The organism is Mucilaginibacter sp. P2_D11 (genome assembly GCF_056404435.1).
On the sequence record NZ_JBFUEA010000001.1, the window covers coordinates 649,124 to 671,425 of the forward strand.

Annotated in this window: 26 protein-coding genes; 10 read left to right on the forward strand and 16 right to left on the reverse strand. The window is 46.3% G+C overall.

The annotated features are described in order from the left end of the window. Positions 1 to 189 precede the first annotated feature (189 nt). Positions 190 to 1,320, forward strand: a complete 1,131-nt coding sequence (locus AC1DXC_RS02755) for a lactonase family protein (protein ID WP_477457600.1) — start codon at positions 190 to 192, stop codon at positions 1,318 to 1,320. A 113-nt stretch (positions 1,321 to 1,433) separates the two neighbouring features. On the opposite strand, the gene AC1DXC_RS02760 is transcribed toward AC1DXC_RS02755, so the two are convergent. The 12 genes from AC1DXC_RS02760 to AC1DXC_RS02815 all read right to left on the reverse strand — a co-directional run bounded on the left by AC1DXC_RS02760 (position 1,434) and on the right by AC1DXC_RS02815 (position 10,486). Continuing rightward, a complete protein-coding gene (locus tag AC1DXC_RS02760) occupies positions 1,434 to 1,940 on the reverse strand; it encodes a hypothetical protein (protein WP_477457601.1) in 507 nt (168 codons plus the stop codon). A gap of 51 nt (positions 1,941 to 1,991) precedes the next feature. Further along, the gene (locus AC1DXC_RS02765; protein WP_477457602.1) at positions 1,992 to 2,525 is read right to left on the reverse strand and encodes a GNAT family N-acetyltransferase; all 534 of its coding nucleotides are present in this window, start codon (positions 2,523 to 2,525) and stop codon (positions 1,992 to 1,994) included. 7 nt (positions 2,526 to 2,532) lie between these two features. Further along, a complete protein-coding gene (gene bshA, locus AC1DXC_RS02770; protein WP_477457603.1) occupies positions 2,533 to 3,672 on the reverse strand; it encodes an N-acetyl-alpha-D-glucosaminyl L-malate synthase BshA in 1,140 nt (379 codons plus the stop codon). 349 nt (positions 3,673 to 4,021) lie between these two features. Next, entirely contained in the window at positions 4,022 to 4,432 is a 411-nt protein-coding gene (locus tag AC1DXC_RS02775) for a hypothetical protein (RefSeq protein ID WP_477457604.1), read from the reverse strand. Between the two features lie 174 nt (positions 4,433 to 4,606). Then, entirely contained in the window at positions 4,607 to 5,302 is a 696-nt protein-coding gene (locus tag AC1DXC_RS02780; protein ID WP_477457605.1) for an SIMPL domain-containing protein, read from the reverse strand. Between the two features lie 195 nt (positions 5,303 to 5,497). Beyond that, positions 5,498 to 5,758 carry a hypothetical protein gene (locus AC1DXC_RS02785; RefSeq protein ID WP_477457606.1) on the reverse strand — a complete coding sequence of 87 codons (261 nt, stop codon included), beginning with the start codon at positions 5,756 to 5,758 and terminating at the stop codon, positions 5,498 to 5,500. 224 nt (positions 5,759 to 5,982) lie between these two features. After that, positions 5,983 to 6,738 (reverse strand): DUF4846 domain-containing protein, encoded by a 756-nt coding sequence (locus AC1DXC_RS02790; protein WP_477457607.1) that lies wholly within the window; start codon positions 6,736 to 6,738, stop codon positions 5,983 to 5,985. Next, entirely contained in the window at positions 6,735 to 7,466 is a 732-nt protein-coding gene (locus tag AC1DXC_RS02795) for a M23 family metallopeptidase (RefSeq protein WP_477457608.1), read from the reverse strand. Before AC1DXC_RS02795 ends, AC1DXC_RS02790 begins: the two co-directional genes overlap by 4 nt. A 391-nt stretch (positions 7,467 to 7,857) precedes the next feature. Beyond that, positions 7,858 to 8,712 (reverse strand): UDP-2,3-diacylglucosamine diphosphatase, encoded by an 855-nt coding sequence (locus AC1DXC_RS02800; protein ID WP_477457609.1) that lies wholly within the window; start codon positions 8,710 to 8,712, stop codon positions 7,858 to 7,860. Positions 8,713 to 9,071: 359 nt separating this feature from the next. Continuing rightward, complete coding sequence (locus tag AC1DXC_RS02805; RefSeq protein WP_477457610.1) at positions 9,072 to 9,593, reverse strand: DinB family protein; 522 nt, start codon at positions 9,591 to 9,593, stop codon at positions 9,072 to 9,074. Further along, the gene (locus AC1DXC_RS02810; protein ID WP_477457611.1) at positions 9,590 to 9,778 is read right to left on the reverse strand and encodes a type II toxin-antitoxin system HicB family antitoxin; all 189 of its coding nucleotides are present in this window, start codon (positions 9,776 to 9,778) and stop codon (positions 9,590 to 9,592) included. The genes AC1DXC_RS02805 and AC1DXC_RS02810 overlap by 4 nt, the downstream gene beginning before the upstream one ends. Further along, positions 9,779 to 10,486, reverse strand: coding sequence for a YjjG family noncanonical pyrimidine nucleotidase (locus AC1DXC_RS02815; RefSeq protein WP_477457612.1), 708 nt, complete (start codon positions 10,484 to 10,486; stop codon positions 9,779 to 9,781). Positions 10,487 to 10,593: 107 nt separating this feature from the next. Between AC1DXC_RS02815 and AC1DXC_RS02820 the strand changes: the two genes are divergently transcribed. Both AC1DXC_RS02820 and AC1DXC_RS02825 read left to right on the forward strand, forming a co-directional pair. Beyond that, positions 10,594 to 10,971 carry a hypothetical protein gene (locus AC1DXC_RS02820; RefSeq protein WP_477457613.1) on the forward strand — a complete coding sequence of 126 codons (378 nt, stop codon included), beginning with the start codon at positions 10,594 to 10,596 and terminating at the stop codon, positions 10,969 to 10,971. Positions 10,972 to 10,993: 22 nt separating this feature from the next. Continuing rightward, positions 10,994 to 11,353, forward strand: coding sequence for a hypothetical protein (locus AC1DXC_RS02825; RefSeq protein WP_477457614.1), 360 nt, complete (start codon positions 10,994 to 10,996; stop codon positions 11,351 to 11,353). Positions 11,354 to 11,425: 72 nt separating this feature from the next. On the opposite strand, the gene upp is transcribed toward AC1DXC_RS02825, so the two are convergent. Then, positions 11,426 to 12,070 (reverse strand): uracil phosphoribosyltransferase, encoded by a 645-nt coding sequence (upp, locus tag AC1DXC_RS02830; RefSeq protein ID WP_477457615.1) that lies wholly within the window; start codon positions 12,068 to 12,070, stop codon positions 11,426 to 11,428. Between the two features lie 129 nt (positions 12,071 to 12,199). On the opposite strand from upp, the gene AC1DXC_RS02835 reads away from it, so the two are divergent. The 7 genes from AC1DXC_RS02835 to AC1DXC_RS02865 all read left to right on the forward strand — a co-directional run bounded on the left by AC1DXC_RS02835 (position 12,200) and on the right by AC1DXC_RS02865 (position 19,368). Next, positions 12,200 to 12,697: a GNAT family N-acetyltransferase gene (locus AC1DXC_RS02835; RefSeq protein ID WP_477457616.1), complete on the forward strand. Its 498-nt coding sequence runs from the start codon at positions 12,200 to 12,202 to the stop codon at positions 12,695 to 12,697. A gap of 12 nt (positions 12,698 to 12,709) precedes the next feature. After that, the gene (locus tag AC1DXC_RS02840; RefSeq protein ID WP_477457617.1) at positions 12,710 to 13,189 is read left to right on the forward strand and encodes a MarR family transcriptional regulator; all 480 of its coding nucleotides are present in this window, start codon (positions 12,710 to 12,712) and stop codon (positions 13,187 to 13,189) included. 166 nt (positions 13,190 to 13,355) lie between these two features. Then, positions 13,356 to 15,383, forward strand: a complete 2,028-nt coding sequence (gene uvrB / locus AC1DXC_RS02845) for an excinuclease ABC subunit UvrB (protein WP_477457618.1) — start codon at positions 13,356 to 13,358, stop codon at positions 15,381 to 15,383. A gap of 52 nt (positions 15,384 to 15,435) precedes the next feature. Continuing rightward, on the forward strand, positions 15,436 to 16,029 hold the full coding sequence (locus AC1DXC_RS02850; RefSeq protein WP_477457619.1) for a Uma2 family endonuclease: 594 nt from the start codon (positions 15,436 to 15,438) through the stop codon (positions 16,027 to 16,029). Between the two features lie 103 nt (positions 16,030 to 16,132). Then, on the forward strand, positions 16,133 to 16,396 hold the full coding sequence (locus AC1DXC_RS02855) for a DUF4834 family protein (RefSeq protein ID WP_477457620.1): 264 nt from the start codon (positions 16,133 to 16,135) through the stop codon (positions 16,394 to 16,396). 8 nt (positions 16,397 to 16,404) lie between these two features. Next, positions 16,405 to 16,701, forward strand: coding sequence for a hypothetical protein (locus tag AC1DXC_RS02860; RefSeq protein ID WP_477457621.1), 297 nt, complete (start codon positions 16,405 to 16,407; stop codon positions 16,699 to 16,701). Positions 16,702 to 16,791: 90 nt separating this feature from the next. Beyond that, a complete protein-coding gene (locus tag AC1DXC_RS02865) occupies positions 16,792 to 19,368 on the forward strand; it encodes a YfhO family protein (RefSeq protein WP_477457622.1) in 2,577 nt (858 codons plus the stop codon). A 106-nt stretch (positions 19,369 to 19,474) separates the two neighbouring features. On the opposite strand, the gene AC1DXC_RS02870 is transcribed toward AC1DXC_RS02865, so the two are convergent. From AC1DXC_RS02870 to AC1DXC_RS02880, 3 genes are all read right to left on the reverse strand, one after another. Then, positions 19,475 to 20,149, reverse strand: coding sequence for a hypothetical protein (locus AC1DXC_RS02870; RefSeq protein WP_477457623.1), 675 nt, complete (start codon positions 20,147 to 20,149; stop codon positions 19,475 to 19,477). Positions 20,150 to 20,206: 57 nt separating this feature from the next. Continuing rightward, on the reverse strand, positions 20,207 to 20,893 hold the full coding sequence (locus AC1DXC_RS02875; protein ID WP_477457624.1) for a hypothetical protein: 687 nt from the start codon (positions 20,891 to 20,893) through the stop codon (positions 20,207 to 20,209). 316 nt (positions 20,894 to 21,209) lie between these two features. Beyond that, complete coding sequence (locus AC1DXC_RS02880) at positions 21,210 to 21,872, reverse strand: hypothetical protein (RefSeq protein WP_477457625.1); 663 nt, start codon at positions 21,870 to 21,872, stop codon at positions 21,210 to 21,212. Positions 21,873 to 22,302: the final 430 nt, after the last annotated feature.

Consider the following 22,302-nt stretch of genomic DNA (forward strand, 5'->3'; position numbering starts at 1 on the left):
GTGCTGAAAGCATTTTTGTTACTTTTGATGCTTCAAAAGTAATGGGCCCCTGCGGCCAAGAGCAGAACGACTTTCGTTCAAATACGGAACTAGCCTAAACATCCGGTACAATTAAACTATTCCTCCCCCAAATCGTCTACTTTTTGCGCATTTTATTAACTTGCACACATAAACCAATATTTTCGATACATGAAAAACTTCCTGATGATGGCTGCGTTGCTGATACCTGCGGTAACCTTTGCACAAAAGCCACTGCCCAAAACCTACGATTTGCTGGTGGGCGCATATACCAACGGCAAAAGCAAGGGCATAACCGTGTTTCGTTTTTATGCCGAGACCGGCCGCCTGGCCTACCTGAGCCAGATAGACGACGTGAGCAACCCATCGTACCTTGCGGTATCGGCAGATAGCAAATTCGTGTACGCCGTAAACGAGAACGATAAGGGCGAAGTAAGCTCCTTTTCGTTCGACCCTAAAATGGGTTCGCTCAAATTTATCAACAAACAACTTACCCTTGGCGGCTCGCCCTGCTATGTATCGGTAGATAAGGCCAACAAAAGCCTGTTTGTGGCCAACTACTCGGGTGGTAACATTTCGGTACTTCCCTTGAACGAAGATGGCTCTATAGCCCCCAGCGTGCAAACCATTGGCGATAGCGGACCTTTCGGCCCCAATAAAGAACGCCAGGAGAAAGCACACGTGCACACCGCAGTGCTTAGTCCGGATGAAAAGTATGTGCTCTATACCGATTTGGGTACCGATAAGCTGCACGTCACCCGTTACAAGCCGGGTAAGGATAGCCCGCTATCCGGCGTGAAGCCGCCCTTTGTAAGCGTTACCCCCGGCGGCGGCCCGCGTCACCTGGATTTTTCGCTGGATAAAAAACACCTGTACCTGATACAGGAGATGGGCAGCGCCGTTACCATGTTCGATTATAACAACGGCAAGCTTACGCAAAAGCAAACCGTCACACTGCTGAAGGACGGCTATACCGGCGCAACCGGCGCGGCAGATATACACGTATCGCCAAACGGCCAGTTCCTGTACGCTAGTAATCGTGGCGATGCCAATGATATTTCTGTATTCTCGATAAACCAGGAAACCGGCGAACTTACTTTTGTTGATCGCCGCGCCGTAAACGGCAAAACCCCGCGCAACTTCGTTATAGACCCAACAGGCAATTTCCTGCTGGTAGCCAACCAAAACAGCGATGTGGTGTATGTTTATAAGCTGGATAAAAATACAGGTAAGATGCTGAGTATTGTTTATAAGGTAGAAGTAGGCAACCCGGTGTGCCTGAAGTTTGCTCCGGCGCAGTAAGATGAGATTTGAGATATTAGATGTGAGATTTGAGATAGAACTCGCTTAAAAAAAACAAAGCCCCGAATCTTAACTGATTCGGGGCTTTCTGCTTTTAGTTTCTATTGAGGCTTTTACGCCTTTACGAATGTATAAATGATATACCCAGTACCGTTGCCTACTGCTACGGGTGATAATAAAGTCATGCCGCTATCGCTCACGGTACCGATGTTTAGGCGGTAGCCTTCCTGTACGGTTTTTGCTTTATCGCCTTCGTATAATTTCTTAAACTGGAACTGCGTGCCGGTGCTGCCACCGTTATAAACCGACCAGAAGATGGTTTGCGAAGTACCGTCGCTTAAGGTATAGACGCCGTTGCCGCTGTTGGTGAACTTCCAGGTGCTACCTACGAAGGCTGAAGGTGCCGCCTGGTCGAAAACGTTTTGTACGGCATTGGGTACCAGGCCATCGTAATCAACCTTGGTCAATGTCCAGGTGCCTACGAATTTACCGCGCGATACACTTGTTGCCGATGTTTGGGCAGTGCTGGTGCCGGTACTGGCATTCTGCGGGGTTGAACAGGCTGCAAAAGCAAAACTTAGGGCTACAATAGCGAGGGATGTTTGAAATATCTTTTTCATGGTTTCTGTATATATTATATATAGCAACATAACATAAATCCTGCCAAAAGGTTAGAGTAGTAATTTATTATCGTGTGGGTTAATTGCAAGGGGTGGCAGGTATTCATACTCCAACTCATCATCGGCTAATTGGCGTACCTCAACAAAATTAAGGCGTTGCAGCAATTGTATGGCGGCATGGTTTTGCCTTGTGGTGATAGATGCAATGCGGCTCAGCCCTATCGTATACAGGCCGAAATCAATTGCTGGTTTCATGGCCTTGCTCATGTATCCCTTGCCGCGGTATTGGGGCAACAGTACAAAGCCCAGTTCGCCGGTGTTATTCGCGAAGCCGCGATAATAGCCCAGCGTGCCCGCAACGTTGTTGGTAAGGGTGTCGATAATGCACCAGTGGATAGAGTTGCCGTTGGCATTGTCTTTATCTATACGGGCCTGCATCCCGGCGGCTTCGGCAAGCGTGGCGGCCGGTTCACTATCATAAAAAGAAATGGGTACCAGGGCAGGGATATCCGTTGGCATCACCTCGCGCAGCATGATTCCAGCGCCTGTGAGGCGTGGGAAAGCTGGATAAGGTGGCAGGTTCATCTGTAACCTAAGTTGACTGCTTACTCTTTTCTATTACTTCCTGGTAGTAGTTTTCGTATTCGGGGAGGATCTTGCTCAGCTCGAATGTTTTGGCGTGCGCCAGGGCGTTTTCTTTGAACTGGTTCAGGCGGTCATCATCTTCCAGTATATAAATGGCGCGCTCGGCCATGCCGGCTACGTCGCCAACGTCTCTCAGGAAGCCTGTAACGCCCTCTACGTTCAATTCGGGCAGGCCGCCGGCGTTGCTGCTGATAACAGGCACCTTGCAGGCCATGGCTTCTAATGCAGCCAGACCGAAGCTTTCAGACACGGATGGCATCAGGAACAGGTCTGATACCGATAGTATCTCTTCTATGGCGTCCTGCTTGCCCAGGAACCGTACATGCTCAGCAATACCCAGTTCGCGGCTCATGCGCTCGCAAAGCGAACGCTCGCCACCATCGCCCACCATCAAAAGCTTGGCAGGGATGGCTTTCACCACCTCGGCAAATATCTTTATCACATCTTCGGTGCGTTTTACCGGGCGGAAATTGGAGGTATGTACCAGCACTTTTTCGCCGTTGGGTGCTATGGCCTTCTTGAAGTGGTCCTTAGGTTTCAGGCTGAAGCGGTGCAGGTCGATAAAGTTGGGGATAACCTTGATGTCTTTTTCTATCTTGAAGTACTTGTAGGTATCGTCGCGCAGGTGGGCAGATACTGCCGTAACCCCGTCAGATTTATTAATGGAGAACGTAACGACAGGCTTGTAGGTGCGATCTTGCCCCACCAGGGTAATATCCGTGCCGTGAAGGGTAGTTATGAAGGGGATATTGATACCATAGGTGAGCAGTATCTGCTGAGCCATAAATGCGGCCGAAGCATGGGGAATAGCGTAATGCACGTGCAGCACATCCAATTTCTCGAAACGTACCACATCTACCAGGCGGCTGGCCAGGGCAAGCTCGTAAGGCGGATAATCAAACAGCGGGTAGTTGGATACCGAAACCTCGTGGTAAAAAAGGTTCTCGGAAAAGAAATCGAGCCGGGCGGGCTGATTATAGGTAACGAAATGAACCTGATGCCCCCTATCGGCGAGGGCCTTACCTAACTCTGTGGCTACAACCCCGCTACCACCAAAAGTGGGGTAACATACAATTCCAATCTTCATTTTATGCTGATACGATTTAAGCAATTATAACCCAAACCACAGCAAAACACCTGTATGCCACAGCACCGTTATAAAGCATGCAAGTTTAACAGCAATTTGTGATAAATGTGTTAGCGTTATGTAAAAGTTTGGATAGGGAAAGAGAGCCAGGAATTAAGAAGCAAGAATCAGGATGGGATTAGGGAGTAGCGGTGGCAGTTGCAACTGCAACTGCAGGGAGACAGCTTGCACAAGTGGCGACGAGAAATTAGATAGCGAGATGCGGTGTCGATTGGCTAATCGGCATGAGGACTATGGGTGGGCTGCTATGCAGCTAATGAACAAGTGAACCAATGAACTAATAAACCAATTAAGCTACTCCTGCCACCCAGCTTACCAGGGTAGCATCAAGCACGCTGTTGATGGCGCTGAGGGCGGCTTTGCTCTTGGTTACTTTTTCCAGGTCTTCCTGGTAAAAGAAATGATTTACGCCCAATACTTTCAACAGGCCGTCTACGCGGGTATGTTCTTTGTTTTTGTAGCAGCAGATTTTGATGTTGCGGTAAAAGTTGTTGGATTGCAGGCGGCGCAATACTTTTTCCAATTCGGAGCCCATATATTCGTAATCGAATAAAATTACATCGGGCTTTAGCTCGTGTATCGACGGGAAAATAGCCGTTTGAGCAGATACCTGCCGAACAGATTTATAACCAGCGGTTAACTCAGCAGGAAATGCTTTTGGGGCTACCAAAAGTACTTTTTTAGAACGAGAACTAATCATGCTCAAATGAATTGGGGTACGTAAAGATAAAATGTACTTTTTACATTATCAAGCAGTTCTAAGTATAAAAATGATATTTATTTCACTAAAAATGATTGCGTTTATATTAAAAATTGATTTAAAAAAAAGCCGGGCTCAAATATTAAGCCCGGCGCATTAAAATTATCTTAAAGGTTATTTTATTTCGAAAATCGCTTGTATGGTAAAGCTCAGTTTTATCTTCTTAAAATCGATATCAGAGTCGGGCGCAACGTCGGCCTGGGCGGCTTTGAACTGTACAGCGTTGGCGTACATCCTCGGCTGCGGATAGTTGCTGTTGTCGGTTTCTACAATGTTGATAGCGCCGCCCAATTTATCGCCAAGGGCAGTAACCAAATAGGTGGCTTTATCGCGTGCCGCTAATAGGGCCTGTATCTTCAGTTCCTTCTTCAGTGCTGTTATTTTCGAGTAGTCGTAGCTATCGATATTGGTGTACTGGATGCCCTTAGGATCAATTTTGCTCAGTATCTGGTCGAACTTGTTCAGGTCGCGGAATTTGATGCCATAGGTTTTGCTCGCCAAAAAATCGGGGTTCTTCTTTTTCTCGGTGGTATAGTTCCAACTGGATAGGTTGTTGATGGTAAAATCTTCCTTGGCAATGCCGGCTTCGGCAATGGCTTTTTCCAGCTGGGTTTCCAGTTGGGTAATGGTTATTTTCTTCTTGCCATCCAGATATTCTTTAAGGGAGATAGATACGTTGATAATATCGGGGGTAACCTCCTGCTCGGCAATGCCGGTAACTTCTATCTTGCGGCGCATATCTACAGTTTGCGCAAACGTTGTGGTAAAGGCCGATGCAACCAAAACGGCTGCTAGTATTAATTTTTTCATGAGTGCTTTTTTGTTGTTATATGTATGTAGATAAGTTTACGCGCTTAAGGTTTAATATGTAACAAGGATAATAGGTATTTGCTATAACCCCCGTAGGCACAGGTGGTTTTAATTATTTGCAGGGAGCCAGTGCGGCTTGCATCAAAAAAAGCCCCCTTTTAACAGGAGGCCGGTACATCTATTTTGATGACGCTATTAAGCATACCTGCCTTTATCAGCGGTAGTTGTACGCCCGGGGTTGCTTGAGTAATAGGGTAAAGCGTTCATTTGATGCAGGTTTTTGTCGACAGGTTTTGCATTGCGCTTACGCAACAAACGTTTGCGGCGGCGTTTTAAAATATATCGTGAACCCCAATGGTCGAAGCTACCGGCTATTGCCATTATACCGCCTACTATAAATGCAACGATGATCAAAACAATAAATAAATGAAGGGCGTTTGAAAAGAAGTCGTGCATAATTAAATTATAGTTATATCCAATAAGGCAATAGCCGTGCCTGCTTTGGTAACAGGCGGGCCGAAAAGCGCATTTTTATAGGTAAACTACAGCGGGGGCTTTGCATCACGCCAGCGGATTTGGCTGCAAGTTACCATGCTGATCTTGCAAAAACATGTACTGATATTACTACAAAGCGTGAGCGATGTCACATTTCCGCCAGCATCGCGGGGTCGGTCCAAGCCTCAGAATCTTTTCAGGTATTTCAGGTCTACCAGGTCGCCGTAGGGGATGTTCGCCGTTTGTCCAAGAGAAAACCAGGGGGTATCATTTTGCAGGACTTGTATGTTTTGCGCGGGCATGAAGCTTTGCGCCAGCAGGAATATTTTTTTGTGCGATGCATCCTCGGCCACATCCACAACAATAAAGCAATGCCCCGGCGAGCCGCCGCGGATAAACACATCGCCGACTTGCAACCCGGCGGCAGTTGCTACGGGCTTCAACTCCTTTTGCAGGGATAGTGTGCCCGCGTAACTGAACACAAGCGTCATATACCGCATAAAGCTGGCGTAGCTGTGATCTTTTTTGCTCTTGAGCACCCAGCGATCATTGCTGTAGCGATAGCCGTTGGCATAGTGCTCAAAATCGCATTTAAAGCCGCTGGTGAAATTAAAGCTGATGGCATGATAATCCTGCTTGCGGAACAAGTACTCGGCGCGTAAGCGCATCACGGCATCGGCGCATTGCTGCAGGTCCTGGCTGCCGATGCTCATATCTACAACGGCGGCGGTGTAAGGGTCGGTAGCGGCTATGGCGCCTTTATAGGTTTTGGTATGCGTACCGAACGGGAGCAAGGGCAGGCTTTGCAGATATGCTCCAAAACTGCCGGGTGCGGTCGCCATGCGCTGGTAACCCGAAGGGGTTTTAAAACGGGCGCTTATGTTATCTGCAGGGGTAAAGCCCATGCAGGCCAGTATGGTGATAGCGATAAGGTATTTCATTTTGTGGTGGCTGCTTTTAATTGGCTAAAACTATTGAAGGGCACGGGGATATTATCCACCAGTTTAAAGGTAGAGAAATGCAGGTGCGTTGGCGAACGTTTTTTGTAGGCGTTGAAGCCCGTACGGCCCACCTCGGCAATTTTTTGGCCATGGGTTACGTACTGACCGGGTTGTACAAAAATTTGGCGGTTATGGGCGTAGTAAGAAAAGTAGGCATGCTGCTTCTCTCGTGGGGGATGGTATATCCAGATGTAACGGCCGCCACGCATGTTGCCGGCTGTATCCCATTGGTTGGTGCAGGCTATAACTACACCATCGTCCACAGCCAATACGTTTACAGGCTGGAGGGTGCGATCATCCAGACAATCCTGGTTCTTATCGTTGATGAAGATATCGTGGGCCGGGTGCGCGCCGTGTTTGTTGCCATCTATATAATTAAAGCCTTTATCGTTGTAGCCATTGCCGTTGGTGCCGCCTGCTGCGCGGTAGTTGTAACCCTCCAGTGGGAATACCCATTGCGTGTTTGTAGCAGACCGGGGAGCGTTGTAATTGCTGTTTACCTGTTTGATGAAATTGCCGATAACCCGCTGCGCCTCCTGCTTTTTTACGTGCCCTTTTAGTACTTCGTTGTTAAAGGTGTTGAAATCTTTGTACTTAGCGGTATCTGTTTGTGCCAAGGCCGGAAGTAAGGAAATTAGAGTGGCAAAGGCTGTTAGGATGCTTTTCATAATGGTGATTAAATTTAGGCAGAATTGAGGGAAGAAGCAAGGGGAGATGGAATCTTTGGGACTTTCTGAACTCGAATTTTTCGCGTTATTTTGTTTTAGGTGCTCAAGAGGGCTTCGCCGGTTTAAGGAATTAAGGGAATTAACAGAATTAAAAGCCGATGTTACATCCTGAAAATTCTAAAAATTCGTTGAATTCGAGTTCAGAAAAATGCGTTAGGGATGGGCGCGGATACCGGCCTGTGGCTAATGCCTGTGCAGTATGAGCAAACAGCCCGGCCGCAGGCAACGCCCAAATCAATCAACTTTTTGCGGTTGGCAGTAAAAAAAGTGTATAATCAAGTTCGGACAGGGACTAATAATCCCGCCCTACGCTAAATCCTTAAATAGTGTCTTATTCGGCTTCCTGTTTAAAACGTGCCAATAGTTTGTTTACGTCGAGCTTGGCATCCAGGTCTTCTGCATCGGTGAGGTCTTCTTCGTCGTTATCGGTGTGGAAGGCTTCGGGGGTGTAGGTGAATATTTTCCACGCTTTATCGTGATATTCTAAAGCCGTGAGGCTTTCTACCCAGTCGCCACTATTGAGGTATAGCACGCTGCCGGTTCCTTCGGTAGATTGTACCTCGCGGATCTCGGCGTGGTGTATGTGGCCGCAGATAACGTAGCTGTATTGTTTTTCTACGGCCAGGTCTGCTGCGGTTTGCTCAAAGGCGTTGATGAATTTTACGGCATCCTTGAATTTTGCCTTCACCTTTTGTGAGAAGCTCATTTTTTGGCGGCCCATTGCGGTGAGGAACCAGTTGGTGAGGCTGTTGATGAGGATGAGGGTATCGTACCCTACGGCACCCAGTTTGGCCAGCCATTTGGAGTGCTGCATGGTAACGTCGAAAACGTCGCCATGGAATATCCATGCTTTTTTGCCATCGATATTCAGAACTATTTTGTTGAGGAGCTGGAAAGTGCCGAGGCCGAAATCGGTAAACTTGCGCAGCATTTCGTCGTGATTGCCGGTAAGATAATAAACGGGGATGCCTTCGGTAACGAATTTGAGGATTCGGCGCACCACTTTCATGTGCGCTTCGGGCCAGTACGATTTGCTGAATTGCCAGATATCTATGATGTCGCCGTTGAGGATAAGCATTTTGGGTTTGATGCTTTTGAGGTATTTGAGCAATTCTTTGGCGTGGCAACCGTAGGTGCCTAAATGCACATCAGAAATTATAACGATGTCAACTTCTCTTTTTGCCATTAATATTGGGGGGCTATTATGCAAGCCGGTAAATTATACCGGTATAAAACAGAGCGGTTGCTTTTATGCAGGCGCTTATTCGTCGTCCTCGTCTTCATTAACACTTAGTTCGTAAGGGCTCAGGTAAAATGCGCCAAGCAACACCAGCAATCCTATTACAAACAGATAGGTAAACTCAAAATTCATCTTTCCTTATTTTTACAAATGTCCTATTATCAAATAATTATAGTGTTAAGACTATGTTAAATGTAAAAGGTTTCAATGCGGATAGAATTATTTTTTTTCCACACATGGGCTGGTTTGGTTGATAACTCTTCAGCGGATGCCCGGATAACACTTTAGCGATTAAGCGGCGGCTCTTACATCGACTTTTTGATACGTTCCAACTGCTTTAAATGATGCTGCAAATGTACACGGATAAACCTAAACCATTGCGCTGCATTCAGCATGCCCAGGCGGGGGTGCTCCCAACGGGCGTGGGTGGAAGCATCGGGCACCAGCGCGGCGGTGCTTTCTACCCGTTTGCGCACTTTTATGATGAGGTTTTTGGCTTCTTCTATATCTATTTTCTTAGGGGCCATTTTGGCGGCTACAGATTCGGGTACTTTTACTTTAGTCATCGGGAACCTGCCGGTGAGCATTAAATAATACCCCCAAAGATTCATGCCTTTTTTGGTTGGCGGGCAGTTGTTGTGCGTACAGCGTTCTAAAGCGATAGAGGAACCCAGGCTGGCCTTGAGGATATGGTCGTACACCTCTGATAGGCTCCAGCCACCGATGGAGGGCGTAGCGGCAAAAGCCTCGTCGGTAAAAGCATCCAATTGTTCGCGGTAGCTATCTATTGCAGCCTCAATGGCGCGGCGGTCTTTGGCTATGTTCATAATGGGTTTTCGTCTTTTAAGCTTTCTAAATATAGTTCGATAGCTTCTTTAGCCATTGTCGTTGCGTCTTCAACAGTCTCGCCTTGCGTAAAGCAACCTGGCAGGTCGGGTACAGAAACGCTGAATCCACCACCTGCTTCAGGTATGATTACCACCTCGTAACCGTCAATTTGCCGTGTAATCATTTACAACATTAAAGTTAGCTCTTTTAAATGGCTTATCTGCAGGGGCACGTCGGCGGGCTTCGCTAGGTCGTAAGGGTTAAAATAAATGGCATCCATACCAAAACCCAGGGCCCCGCGTATATCTGCCTCTATGCTGTCGCCAATCATCAGGCTTTCTTCTTTGGTGGTACCGGCCAAATCTATAGCGTGCTGAAAGATGAGCGGGTCGGGTTTGTTAACGCCTACCACTTCGGATATGATAATGTTTTGGAAGTATTTAACTAAATCCGTCCCGTTCACCTTTAGATTGGTAGAATCTTTGAAACCATTGGAAATAAGGTGCAGCGTGTATTTGCTTTGCAAATAGGCCAGCGTTTCGTGCGCGTGGGGGAACAGGTTGGTTTTGGTAGGGCAAAGGTTTACGTAAGCATCCTCAAAATCGGCGGGCATCAAATCGGGGTGCAGGCCCAGCTCGGTAAAGGTGCTTTTAAAACGGGCATCGCGCAGTTCATCTTTGGTGATCTCGCCCAGATGGTATTGCGCCCAAAGGCGGTGATTGTGGCGGGTGTAAGTTTCGATGAACAGGTCGGCAGAGTGCAGCCCGATATCCTTCAAATTATAAGTGCCATAAAGCTCGTGCAGGGTTTCTTCTGCGTTTTTGTCAAAATCCCAGATGGTGTGGTCGAGGTCGAAGAAAATGTGGGTGTATTTGGTGGCAGATATGGGCATGAGGCAAAAGTAGAAAGATTTTTGCGCAACCATGCAAATCGTATCACGGGGGAAAGTTCGCACAGCAAAATTTAACCGTTCGAAAAAAGAAATACTTACCTTTAACCATGCAAGCCGCTCGCCGCGTGTACAAACCCCAATTAGCCCAACCCACATCATGGACGGGCATTGAAGCCTTTTACCGGGATTTGCTGGCTAATGGATGGGCATTGATGCCAATGGTGGATTTGATAAGGCACATTACCGGCACAAAACTGCACGAGCGCCTGTTTGCTTATACCTCCCTGGATATGCTTGTCATTAGCATCTACAACCCCATTGAATTTGGACGAGAAACCTTGCGGATAAAGTTTAATCCGGATTTACAACAATGGCATTTCAGCTACTCCCCAAAACCATTCGAACCAGCAGAATTTGAGCGGCATTACCATCCGGATAAAGGCATCGAGAAATTCGACAACTTTATCCGTATGATGAAATGGTAGCGGCTAAACACTACCTTGTGCTATGAGCACCATGCAAAAGCTGCCATCAAAATTTAATTACAAACGACTTACAGGTATCATCATTATTTTGATGGCCATTTCGGGCGGGGCTTACTACATGTTCGATTATACCTACTTCTACATCGAAGTTCACGGTGCCACGAACGAGTTTTTCTGCGTGATTAGCGCCTTTATTTTCTCGGCAACGGCTTATCCCTTTTATCTTATTCCCGCGCTTGAGGCCATGGCTTATCCCTGGGGTGTGCTATTGGGGATAGTTACAGGCAGTATTATCAATGGGTTGCTGATAGAATTTATCCTGATGAAATATCGTGGATACAAAATGAAGCATAGCGGGCAAAAAAGAAACAAGGACACTTAGCGTTCTAACTTTTCCGTATTTACCGAAGCGAGTTTTTGTCGATAACAATCTAAAACCCTAATTCGTAAATCCTCACACCTTCTCCCCAAACGCCAGATCCCCTGCATCGCCCAGCCCCGGTACTATGTAGCTCTTGCTGGTCATCTCTTCATCTACGGCGCATGTCCAAATTTTGGCTTTTGGCAGGTTGGCGCGTACATGGGTGATGCCCTCGGTGCTGGCAATAACGGCGGCTATGTGCAGCTCGGCAATATCGTATTGGGCCAGTAGTTCTTTGCAAACGTTTACCACGCTTTGGCCGGTGGCCAACATGGTATCTATCATGATGAGCACTTTGCCATCAAGATTGGGATTTGATATATGGTCTACCTGGATGGTGAAGCTGCCCGTTTTTTTGGTTTTGCGGCAGGCGGTGATAAAAGCCGAATCGGAAGTTTCAAAAAAATCCATAAAACCCTGGTGGAAGGGCAGCCCGGCACGTAGGATAGTAGCCAAAACCGGTTGCTGCGTGGGTAAGTTTATGTTGCAAATGCCTAAAGGCGTTTGCACTTCCTTGCTTTCGTATTTAAGGGTTTTGCTGATTTCGTAGCCCAGTATGGCACCAAGCTTTTGCTGGCTGCGGCGGAAACGGGCGCGGTCCTGCTGGGTAGTAACATCGCGCATATCGGCCAGGAATACGTTGGCTATGCTGTCGGTTTTATTGAGGGTGAAAATCATTCTTAAAATTAAAGTTTTTATGTAACACAGGCTATTTTATTTCTTACAACGAAGGCAAAATATTGTTGATTGATTTTTTATTTGATTATATGTAGTTAACTACGTAGATTTGTACATAAATAAATTACTATGAACGCTACTATACAAATAAATAGCTTAAACAACAGCTATTGCGAAGAGATCATCAACATTATCCTCCCCATACAACAAATAGAATTTAATGTGCCGGTAACACTTGAAGGGCAGCCCGACCTGCTGGATATTGAAACCAATTACCACCAAACGGGCGGCAACTTTTGGGGTGCATTTCACAATGGCGAATTGGTTGGTACCATTAGTATTATTGCAATAGGCAATAATGTCGGCGCTTTGCGCAAAATGTTTGTGCGTAAAGAATACCGGGGCAAAGAATTGGGTATAGCGCAACTTTTATTAGATACCTTAATAGCCTATTGCAAACAAAACCAGATAAACGCCATTTATTTAGGAACCGTTGATATGTTAAAAGCCGCCCACCGTTTTTACGAAAAAAATGGATTTACCCAACTGGCCAAAACAGCACTACCCCAGGCTTTCCCATTGATGGGGGCCGATACTATTTTTTATGAGTTATATTTGAACAATTAGTCAGGGCAACAAATGAACGTTATAGACGAGTCGGGGATTTTAGCCATTTCTACAAGGCTGCAGCGCCTTGCCGATACCCTCCGTAAGGATGGCGTGCTTATTTACAAAGCAAATAATATCGATTTTGAACCTAAGTGGTTCCCGGTTATTTATACCCTGCATTTTAAACCTGTTTTAAGTGTGGTTGAAATTGCCAACGAAATAGGATACACACATCCATCAACCATCACCTTACTTAAAGAACTGGAAAAAGAAAAGCTCATCCGATCAAAGAAAGATAAAGCCGATGAGCGCAAACGCCTTATTCAGCTAACTGCCAAGGGCCAGGCGTTGGTTAAACAGATGCAGCCCGTTTGGGAAATTATGAAGGGTGCTGCTACCGAACTCACCAATACCCAAAATAACCTCATGAAAGCCATTGCCGAAGTAGAAGAACAAATTAGCGAACAAAGTTTTTTGGCCAGGGCGCAACGCTTGAGGTTTTCCAAGTAGCATTATCTAATTATGATGGCTCAATCCGCGCGGAACATAAATCGGGGCGGCAACTTGTAATCAAATAAAAGATAGCAAACCATTGTTGACATACTGTTGTCATTATTGTTAGCTTACTTTGATCTGTAAACCCTATTGCAGGATTATTCGTATTTTTACATTACACATGGATTTTAAAATAACTTCTCAGTACGTACCCACCGGCGACCAGCCAACCGCCATTAAACAACTGGTGGATGGCGTTAACAACGGCGACCCCTGCCAAACCCTATTGGGGGTTACGGGCTCTGGTAAAACGTTTACTATTGCCAACGTTATTGAGCAAACACAAAAACCAACGCTGATACTAAGCCACAACAAAACCCTGGCGGCGCAGCTATACGGCGAATTTAAGCAGTTCTTCCCGGATAATGCGGTGAACTACTTCGTATCTTATTACGATTATTACCAGCCCGAGGCCTTCATACCCTCATCCAACACCTATATAGAAAAAGACCTGCAGATAAACGAGGAGATTGAGAAACTGCGCCTGCGCACCACCTCGGCATTGATGAGCGGCCGCAGGGATGTGATTGTGGTTTCGTCAATTTCCTGTATTTATGGTATGGGCAACCCCGAGGATTTTGCAGCCTCTGTATTCAAATTCGCCGTAGGCACGCGCATCAGCCGCAACGCTTTTTTGCACCGGCTGGTAGAGATACTATACGCCCGCACCACCGCCGATTTTAAACGCGGAACTTTCCGCGTAAAAGGCGATACGGTGGATATCTTCCCGCCGTATATGGATCATGCTTACCGGGTATCCTTTTTTGGCGACGACATTGAGGAACTCAGCGCATTCGATATCACCACCGGCAAAACCATCGAAAAGATGACGCATATGGTGGTTTACCCGGCCAACCTGTACGTGGCCCCGCGCGAGCGTTTCCAGCAATCGATCTGGGCCATACAGGAAGAACTGGAGACCCGTAAGAAACAATTTATTGATGACGGCCGCTTTATTGAAGCGAAACGGCTTGAGGAAAGGGTGAATTACGACCTGGAAATGATACGCGAGCTGGGCTATTGCAGCGGTATAGAGAACTACTCGCGCTTTTTTGACGGCCGCGCGCCGGGCATGCGCCCATTCTGTTTGCTGGATTATTTCCCGGAAGATTACCTGATGGTGATTGACGAGAGCCACGTTACCGTTCCGCAGATACGCGCGATGTACGGCGGGGATAGGAGCAGGAAGATTTCACTGGTTGATTATGGGTTCCGTTTGCCTGCGGCGATGGATAACCGCCCGCTAAATTTCCAGGAGTTTGAACGCCTGGCACCACAAACTATTTATGTAAGCGCAACCCCGGCAGATTTCGAACTGGAAAAATCGGGGGGCGTAGTGGTAGAACAGGTAATACGCCCTACCGGATTGCTGGATCCATTAATAGATATCCGCCCCGTAATAAACCAGGTGGATGATTTGCTGGACGAAGTTGATAAAACCATCAAAATGGGCGACCGCATTTTGGTAACCACCCTCACCAAACGTATGGCCGAAGAACTGGCCAAGTATATGGATAGGCTGGGCATTAAATGCCGCTACATCCATTCGGAAGTAAAAACCCTGGAACGCGTGGAGATATTGCGCGGCCTGCGCCTGGGCGAATTCGATGTACTGATAGGGATCAACCTGCTGCGCGAAGGGCTCGATTTGCCCGAGGTGTCCTTAGTAGCTATTCTGGATGCAGATAAGGAAGGCTTTTTAAGGTCGGAGCGGTCGCTGATACAAACCATTGGCCGCGCCGCGCGTAACGACCGTGGCCGGGTGATTATGTATGCCGATAAAATAACCGACTCGATGGCGATTACCATGTCTGAAACCAGCCGCCGCCGCGAATTGCAGATAAAGTACAACGAGGCGCATGGCATCGTACCGAGGACAGTGGGCAAAACCAAAGAAGAAATTATGGAGCAAACCTCCGTGGTAGACTTTAAAGGCGGCGTGCAGCAGGCTTATGTAGAAAACGACATGATTACACTTGCCGCCGACCCGATAGTGCAGTACATGACAAAGCCCGACCTGAAAAAATCCATCGAAAACACCCGCAAGGATATGGTTGCCGCCGCCAAGAATATGGACTTCCTGCTCGCCGCTAAACTGCGCGATGAGATGTTTGCATTGGAGAAGATGATGGAGGAGAAGTTTAGTTAGATGTGCAGATTTCAGATGTGCTGATGTGCAGATTATTTTTTAAATTTGAGTTATGGAAGTGATGCAACTGTCTGACCTTGATTTAAATAAAACCTACAGCTACGCCGATTACCTTAAATGGACGTTTGAGGATAGGCTTGAGCTGATAAAAGGAAAAATTTTTAAAATGACGCCGGCGCCTGCATCAAAGCACCAGCGTATCTCGTGGGTGATATCGGGAGAGTTGTATCATTTTCTAAAAGACAAATCGTGCGAGGCATATTCGGCACCATTCGACGTTCGACTTCCAAGAAGAAACGGTGATGGAGACCAGCAAATATTTACTGTTGTGCAGCCGGATGTTTGTGTAATATGCGACCCTGCGAAAGTAGATAATCGTGGTTGCGTTGGTGCGCCGGATATTGTGGTAGAAATACTTTCTCCCGGCAACAACCAAACAGAACTTCGCAATAAGTACGAAGTTTACGAAGAGTCGGGCGTGTTGGAGTATTGGATTATCTCCCCTCAGGATAAATCCTTCTTGAAATATGTTTTGGTAGATGGCCTTTATCAGGCCACAAGGCCGTTGGTAGTAGGTGATACCATAACTACCGCCATCCTTCCAGGTTTCGAGCTAAGTGTGGAAACCGTCTTTGCTGGCATCTAAAAATCATCTGCACATCTGAAATCTGCACACTTGCACATCTACAAACTATCCAAACAATTTTTGCGTTATACTACTTATATTTGTAAGCCAAAATTCAAGAGAAATGTTCCGTTACCTCATTATAATCATTTGCATCCTGTATATTGTTCAATACATTTTTAAACTGTTATTGCCTGCGATTTTCAGGGGTTTAATCAATAACGTGCAGCAGAATGCCCAGCAAAACGCTCAGCAGCGGTATCAACAAAATTATCAGCAGCCCAAGCAGCCGGAGGGCCGTGTAAAGGTTGACTATATCCCCGAAGGCAATAAGCAAAAACTGCCTGATACCGAAGGCGAATTTGTAGATTACGAAGAAATCAAATAATACTTTCTATGCTGCCCGAAAACCTGTACAAGCGTAGGCGAAGCCATGATAATACCCCGCCGCAGTTGCTGCTCATCGTAACCAACTGCATCGTGTTGGCGGTGCTAGTATCGCTGTTTGCTACCTGCGACAGGATAAACAACTTCTTTTGGGGAGCCTTGGCCGTGCTTGCCCTTTACAACGCCTATACCATCCGCCGCAACCGCGAGTTATATAACCGCTTAAACACAATTGTTTACGTAGTAAGTATTATTGGGATGATTGTAGTGTTTTATTTCATCAACAAGCAGCCCCATAACTGTTAATTAATATCCTTTACCTAAACTTATCATTCCTATTGTCATTCAAATTCCTATTTTTGGAAATTGTTATAAATGTCCCTTTAAATAATTTAGATGAACAACTGGTTTAAACGTAACGGCATACACCTGGCCGTTATCGGAATTTTTTTAGCTATATGCTTTTTTTATCTTACGCCTGCATTCCAGGGTAAAACATTGGGGCAGAGCGACGTAATAGGCGCACAAAGCACCCAAAAAGAGATAAACGATTACCGCGCCAGGGATACCACCATCCTTTGGACCAACCAGATATTCGGAGGGATGCCCACTTTCCAGATATGGGCACCATATCCTAATAACATTACCACGCATGTGGTATCGGCTATAAAAGCCACATTCCCCAACCCGGTGGATACCGTGCTGATATTATTGCTGGGTACCTACTTCCTATTCATCGTCCTCAAGTTGAATCCCTGGCTGGCGGCCACGGGTGCTATTGCTTTCACCTTCACCAGTTATAATATGATACTGCTGGTGGCGGGGCACTCCAACCAGGCCTTCGCCATTGCATTTTTTGCACCGCTTTTGGCAAGCATCATTTTAACCCTTAGGGGGAATTACATAGGCGGGGGAGCACTTACAGCGTTCTTCCTGGCGATGGAGGTGCGTTCTAACCACGTACAGATGACCTATTACCTGATGCTGGCCTTGTTCATACTCATTGGCATCGAACTGTTCCACGCCATTAAAGGCAAAACTACCGCTAAGTTTTTCAAAGCCATGGGCTTTTTGGCCATAGCAATGGCGCTTGGCGTGGGAGTAAATGCCTCTATTTTATGGAGCACTGCCGATTACGGCACCGAAACCATCCGCGGTAAATCGAACCTGAAATCGACCGATAAGGAGGCAGGTGACGGCCTTGACAGGAATTACGCCTATCAATACAGCCAGGGTGTTGAAGAGTCGGTTTCGTTTTTGGTGCCTAACGCTGCAGGCGGCGGCTCGGGCTCGGCGGTTATAGATCAAAACTCGGGCGTTGCCAAACTATTCATAGCCAAAGGCGCCTCTGAAGAGCAGGCGGTTAATTATGCCGGCCAGATAACCGGATCGGGGCAGTTCCCGGGCCTTGGTATATATTGGGGGCCAAAAAGGCCATCAACCTATGGCCCGTACTATTTTGGCGCGGCGATTTGTTTCTTATTCGTATTGGGCCTCATTGTTGTACGCAGCAGGTTAAAATGGTGGTTGTTGGGCACGGTTGTGCTAACCATGCTGTTGTCCTTCGGCGGCACCTTCCCTTACGTGTCTGATATCTTCTTTAAATATTTCCCGCTTTATAACAAGTTCCGCGCTACCGAATCTATTCTGGCCGTAACGGGCCTATGTTTTCCTATGCTGGCGCTACTGGCCATAAAGGAATTTATGGACAACCCCGATAAAGCCGATCTGTTCAAGAAACTGAAGATAGCCTTTTATATCGTGGGCGGCCTAACATTGATATTGGCGGTATATCCACAGGCGATCCTCAGCTTTAAGGCGGCGGATCAAACCGAATCGGTAGCCAGGCTTGCTTACGCTCTTAAGGGAGATAATGCCACAGCCAATGCCATTTCCGACGCCGTTGTAAAAGATCGCATCGGCATTGAGCAAAGCGATGCATGGCGCTCCCTTATTTTTGTAGTGCTTGCATTCGGCTTGTTATTGGCCTTTGTAAAGCAAAAGGTAAACGCTATTGTTTTGTCTATAGCGTTTTTAGCGCTTGTATTGGTTGACCTTTGGCAGGTGGATAAACGTTATCTTAAAGAAGCTAATTTTCAGGACAAGATAGAAGCCGCGCAAGCGCTGCAGCCAAGGCAACAGATAGACGAAAATATCATGAAAGACAAAGACCCCGATTACAGGGTGTTTGATAAAAGCGCTGCGTTGCTTTATGATATGTTCAACCCATTCTTCCATAAATCGGTAAGCGGTTATTCTGCTGCGCGCCTCAAAAGATTCCAGGAGTTGGTAGATAAACAATTCCCTACCAGTAGCGCCACCGGTGAGATCATAGCTAATCAGGATGTGTTGGATATGCTGAACACCAAATACATCATAGAGGCAGATCCTAAAACGGGTAGCACGGGCTATAAACGCCAGTCTACCGCTTGTGGCCATGCCTGGTTCGTAAGTAGCGTGAAATACGTTAAAAATGCTGATGAAGAGATGAAGGCTATCAGCAGCTTTTCGCCGAAGGATGAGGCAATGGTTGATATGCAATACAAACCGGTTGCCGAGGCCAGGCCGCTTGCAGGCGATACTGCCGCAAGAATAGATCTGGTGAAATACTCGCCCGACCATATGGTTTATAAGAGCACATCGGCTACCAACCAGGTAGCGGTGTTCTCTGAGATATATTACAACAAAGGCTGGAAGATGCTCATAGATGGTGCCGAGCAACCCTACTTCCGCGCAGATTACTTGCTGCGTGCCGCCAACATCCCGGTAGGTAATCACACCGTCGAATTCGTTTTCCACCCGGCATCGTACTATACCGGCGAAACAATATCATTGGCAAGTTCGATATTATTGGTGCTGGCCCTGGCCGGTGCCCTTTTTGCCGAAATAAAAAGGAAAAGAGATGAGCCAACCCCAGCTCCGGTTGTGGTTGCTAAACCTGCTGCTAAACCACAGGTAAAGAAAACTAAATAGGCGACGCCGTTTATAAAATACAAAAGAGCGATGAGGGTTATCTTCATCGCTCTTTTTGTTTGGCATAAAACACGCGCTATAGCATGATAGGGGTATGTGCGGCTTATTATTTGATGCTGTAATCTATAATACGTTCTTTGCCAATTTCGGCACCGAAGGCCTCGCTGTCGATTTCTATCAGCCCTACACCCTTAGCCACAAAAAAATGATAAGTGCCGTAGCTTTCAAAGCCAGCACCAAGCAGGTCATACTCAAGATCTATCTGGGTGTTTATAACATCGGTAAAGGTATGGCCGCCTATGGTTTTGCTCACACCTTTTTCTATTACCTTGCCGGTAAGCCTGCCGGGTACGCCGTTAACGAGGCCATTATCGGTCGGCCGGGCTGTCCAGGTGTGGCCCACTGCGGTAGTATCGTTAAGGAACTGGAAATCTAAAGTCAAGCCGGCTACAATCGTATTGGCCCTTAACACTGCAATGTGATTGTCGTAATAATACAGTCCGGCTGTACTACCATGTAATTTTGAGGTGCTCGTAATGTTATGGTATAGTTTGCCGTTTACTGTGGTGGTTTCGCCCGTTACCCTTATGGTAACTGTATCCGGTGCCATACCCGATATTACGTTGTTGTACGTCCAATAGGAGCCCGAGGTCAGGGGCATATAGCTATCGGATTTAGTGCCGCCGCCGCTGTCGCTGGTTTCTATTTCGGGTGCATCAAGCTTGCAGCTTTGGGTAAACAAAGCAGCTATGGCAATAAGGAGTAAGGCTTGCTTTTTCATACAGCTAAATATAGGTATAATTATTTAGCTGTGAGTTAATTACTTGCGTAAAGACTCCTATTTTATGATGATTTCGTTGCTTTTGATATCGTATGCATATAGCGATACACGACCCAGGTCGGTACCATCCGCTGTTACGGCATCGGTTTCTATTACGCCAACGCCCATTTGCAAATAATAATCATAGGTAGCAAAGGTTTGGAAACCGCTGCCATTATCTTTTTGCAGCAACATTTTGGTGTGGGTTACCCGTGGAAAGGTAACCCCGTTTACCACTTTGGTGGCATTGGTTTCTATCACCGTGCCTACAAGCCTTGCGGGCACGCCGTTCAGCAAACCGCTGTCGGTTATTTTAGCTGTCCATGTGCCGCCTTTTGGTATGGTGTCGTTAAAATATTGCGTATTGATGTTGTCATTATACTCCTTGTAAAACAATCTTATCTGGATAGTATGTTTATCCACATAAACGTATCCGTTGCCCCCGGCTTTTTTGCCGATGCTAAAAATGGTATGGTAAAGGCTATCGTTTATGATGGGTTGTTCTCCGGTAACCGTCAATACGGATGAATCCGGTTCGAAACCTTCTTTAGTGGTAACATATTTCCAGAAAGTGCCTGTGCCTAAAGGCTGGAAACTGGCCGACCAATCCTCTTTGGGCGGGGGGCCGTAAATAGGGGGATCCAATTTGCAGGCCTGGACAAATATTGCAATGAGTGCAAAAAATATAAGTACGTGTTTCTTCATTTCTTATTGTAATAATACGCAATATTGCTGGTTTCGGTTCTCTCTTATCTTAATATCGTTACAGGTTGCGCAAAGATACCAATACAAAACAAATGCCCAACCCATTTTATGCATGGGTTGGGCATTAAATAGTCCAAAAAAAACTACGGATTTATTTGAATAATGATAGTTTTTGGGGACACGCCTTAACGGAGCATTTTAGCTAAGCGTTTGTTTTTCATAAGGTGCAGGGTAGTTAACCATCTAAATGTGCACAAATCCGGATGATTAAGACAGCTCACAGGCTCCGCGCCGGCTTATTGGCAATGGTTTGCCACTATTTGATGTCGTGGCTTATCAGCTCAGATTTGCTTAGCTGAGCGCCATCGTAACTGGTATAAATAGCAACTACGCCAATATTTTTGGCTGCATAAAAATCAAAGATAAACACGGTGGTAAAAGCGCCGCCTATTTTGCTTTGTAGTTCCAACTTAGAGTGGATAACGTTGTTGTAAGTTTTCCCCAGAATGGTTTTGTTGATTCCCTTTTCAAGCACGGTGCCCTTTATTTGTGATTCGGGCGCATCTGCAACTACTACCGGCACTGTCCAGGTACCGTTAACGGCAAGTTCATCGTTAAGGTAAGGCAACTCCAGCGCCATATCGGCTTCGGTGTTAAAGCTGTAATTGTAATAAACGTGGTTGGTGAAGTTGAAATAGGTGTTTTCGGTTTCTCCACCTGTTGCAGAAGTTAGTTTATAAAACGTTTTGCCGTTGTAAACTTTGGTAGCGGCCGTCATGGTGTTTACGGTGGTATCTACTTCGGCATCGGTGGCATCGCCAATGGCGGCAGTTTCGTTGCGGTAGCTCCAGGTAGAGCCGGTGGTGAAGGGTTGGTATGCGCCTGTTTCGTTGGGCACGGGGTTGTTAGCATTGTCTTTTTTGCAGGCGCTGAACAATATGGTGCTTATTGCTAACAAGGATAGGATGTACTTTTTCATGGTTGTAAAAAAACTTTGGCCTTTGGCCAATTTGTAAATTGTGAATAGATGTATTTTATTATGATGCTACGCCGTATGGGCCCTATACTTTGTAACATTATGATTACCATGACGGGGAGCAAGGTGTATGTGTTACACTAATCCTGCTTTTTTTTTATGAAATGAAAAAGGCCGCCCCGCAGGCACGAATGGTCGGAAGATTAATCTTCCGACTTTTTTGTTTAGAGATGTGTTGTTTTTTTTATTTAACTATCTGATTGTCAATTATTTATTTGTTTTTATCGTTGATTTTAAGTATATTAATGCTGTAAATCAAAGAGATATGGCCATTTTCAAAGATCATAGTATCACCGTAAAACAGCTCTTAGGCTTCATTCCCGAGGCCTTAATAGCAAATTTGTCGCTTACAACTAAGATCGATCATTACGCA

What these genes read in the sequence shown, in the direction of transcription:
- AC1DXC_RS02765 (WP_477457602.1), bottom strand. Translation starts at nt 2,525, where the DNA reads ATGAACCTGCCACCTTATCCAGCTTTCCCACGCCTCACAGGCGCTGGA.
- AC1DXC_RS02760 (WP_477457601.1), bottom strand. Translation starts at nt 1,940, where the DNA reads ATGAAAAAGATATTTCAAACATCCCTCGCTATTGTAGCCCTAAGTTTT.
- AC1DXC_RS02785 (WP_477457606.1), bottom strand. Translation starts at nt 5,758, where the DNA reads ATGCACGACTTCTTTTCAAACGCCCTTCATTTATTTATTGTTTTGATC.
- AC1DXC_RS02800 (WP_477457609.1), bottom strand. Translation starts at nt 8,712, where the DNA reads ATGGCAAAAAGAGAAGTTGACATCGTTATAATTTCTGATGTGCATTTA.
- AC1DXC_RS02880 (WP_477457625.1), bottom strand. Translation starts at nt 21,872, where the DNA reads ATGAAAAAGTACATCCTATCCTTGTTAGCAATAAGCACCATATTGTTC.
- AC1DXC_RS02875 (WP_477457624.1), bottom strand. Translation starts at nt 20,893, where the DNA reads ATGAAGAAACACGTACTTATATTTTTTGCACTCATTGCAATATTTGTC.
- AC1DXC_RS02775 (WP_477457604.1), bottom strand. Translation starts at nt 4,432, where the DNA reads ATGATTAGTTCTCGTTCTAAAAAAGTACTTTTGGTAGCCCCAAAAGCA.
- AC1DXC_RS02870 (WP_477457623.1), bottom strand. Translation starts at nt 20,149, where the DNA reads ATGAAAAAGCAAGCCTTACTCCTTATTGCCATAGCTGCTTTGTTTACC.
- AC1DXC_RS02790 (WP_477457607.1), bottom strand. Translation starts at nt 6,738, where the DNA reads ATGAAATACCTTATCGCTATCACCATACTGGCCTGCATGGGCTTTACC.
- AC1DXC_RS02855 (WP_477457620.1), top strand. Translation starts at nt 16,133, where the DNA reads ATGTTCCGTTACCTCATTATAATCATTTGCATCCTGTATATTGTTCAA.
- AC1DXC_RS02865 (WP_477457622.1), top strand. Translation starts at nt 16,792, where the DNA reads ATGAACAACTGGTTTAAACGTAACGGCATACACCTGGCCGTTATCGGA.
- AC1DXC_RS02840 (WP_477457617.1), top strand. Translation starts at nt 12,710, where the DNA reads ATGAACGTTATAGACGAGTCGGGGATTTTAGCCATTTCTACAAGGCTG.
- uvrB (WP_477457618.1), top strand. Translation starts at nt 13,356, where the DNA reads ATGGATTTTAAAATAACTTCTCAGTACGTACCCACCGGCGACCAGCCA.
- bshA (WP_477457603.1), bottom strand. Translation starts at nt 3,672, where the DNA reads ATGAAGATTGGAATTGTATGTTACCCCACTTTTGGTGGTAGCGGGGTT.
- upp (WP_477457615.1), bottom strand. Translation starts at nt 12,070, where the DNA reads ATGATTTTCACCCTCAATAAAACCGACAGCATAGCCAACGTATTCCTG.
- AC1DXC_RS02815 (WP_477457612.1), bottom strand. Translation starts at nt 10,486, where the DNA reads ATGCCCATATCTGCCACCAAATACACCCACATTTTCTTCGACCTCGAC.
- AC1DXC_RS02820 (WP_477457613.1), top strand. Translation starts at nt 10,594, where the DNA reads ATGCAAGCCGCTCGCCGCGTGTACAAACCCCAATTAGCCCAACCCACA.
- AC1DXC_RS02810 (WP_477457611.1), bottom strand. Translation starts at nt 9,778, where the DNA reads ATGATTACACGGCAAATTGACGGTTACGAGGTGGTAATCATACCTGAA.
- AC1DXC_RS02795 (WP_477457608.1), bottom strand. Translation starts at nt 7,466, where the DNA reads ATGAAAAGCATCCTAACAGCCTTTGCCACTCTAATTTCCTTACTTCCG.
- AC1DXC_RS02860 (WP_477457621.1), top strand. Translation starts at nt 16,405, where the DNA reads ATGCTGCCCGAAAACCTGTACAAGCGTAGGCGAAGCCATGATAATACC.
- AC1DXC_RS02835 (WP_477457616.1), top strand. Translation starts at nt 12,200, where the DNA reads ATGAACGCTACTATACAAATAAATAGCTTAAACAACAGCTATTGCGAA.
- AC1DXC_RS02805 (WP_477457610.1), bottom strand. Translation starts at nt 9,593, where the DNA reads ATGAACATAGCCAAAGACCGCCGCGCCATTGAGGCTGCAATAGATAGC.
- AC1DXC_RS02780 (WP_477457605.1), bottom strand. Translation starts at nt 5,302, where the DNA reads ATGAAAAAATTAATACTAGCAGCCGTTTTGGTTGCATCGGCCTTTACC.
- AC1DXC_RS02755 (WP_477457600.1), top strand. Translation starts at nt 190, where the DNA reads ATGAAAAACTTCCTGATGATGGCTGCGTTGCTGATACCTGCGGTAACC.
- AC1DXC_RS02825 (WP_477457614.1), top strand. Translation starts at nt 10,994, where the DNA reads ATGAGCACCATGCAAAAGCTGCCATCAAAATTTAATTACAAACGACTT.
- AC1DXC_RS02850 (WP_477457619.1), top strand. Translation starts at nt 15,436, where the DNA reads ATGGAAGTGATGCAACTGTCTGACCTTGATTTAAATAAAACCTACAGC.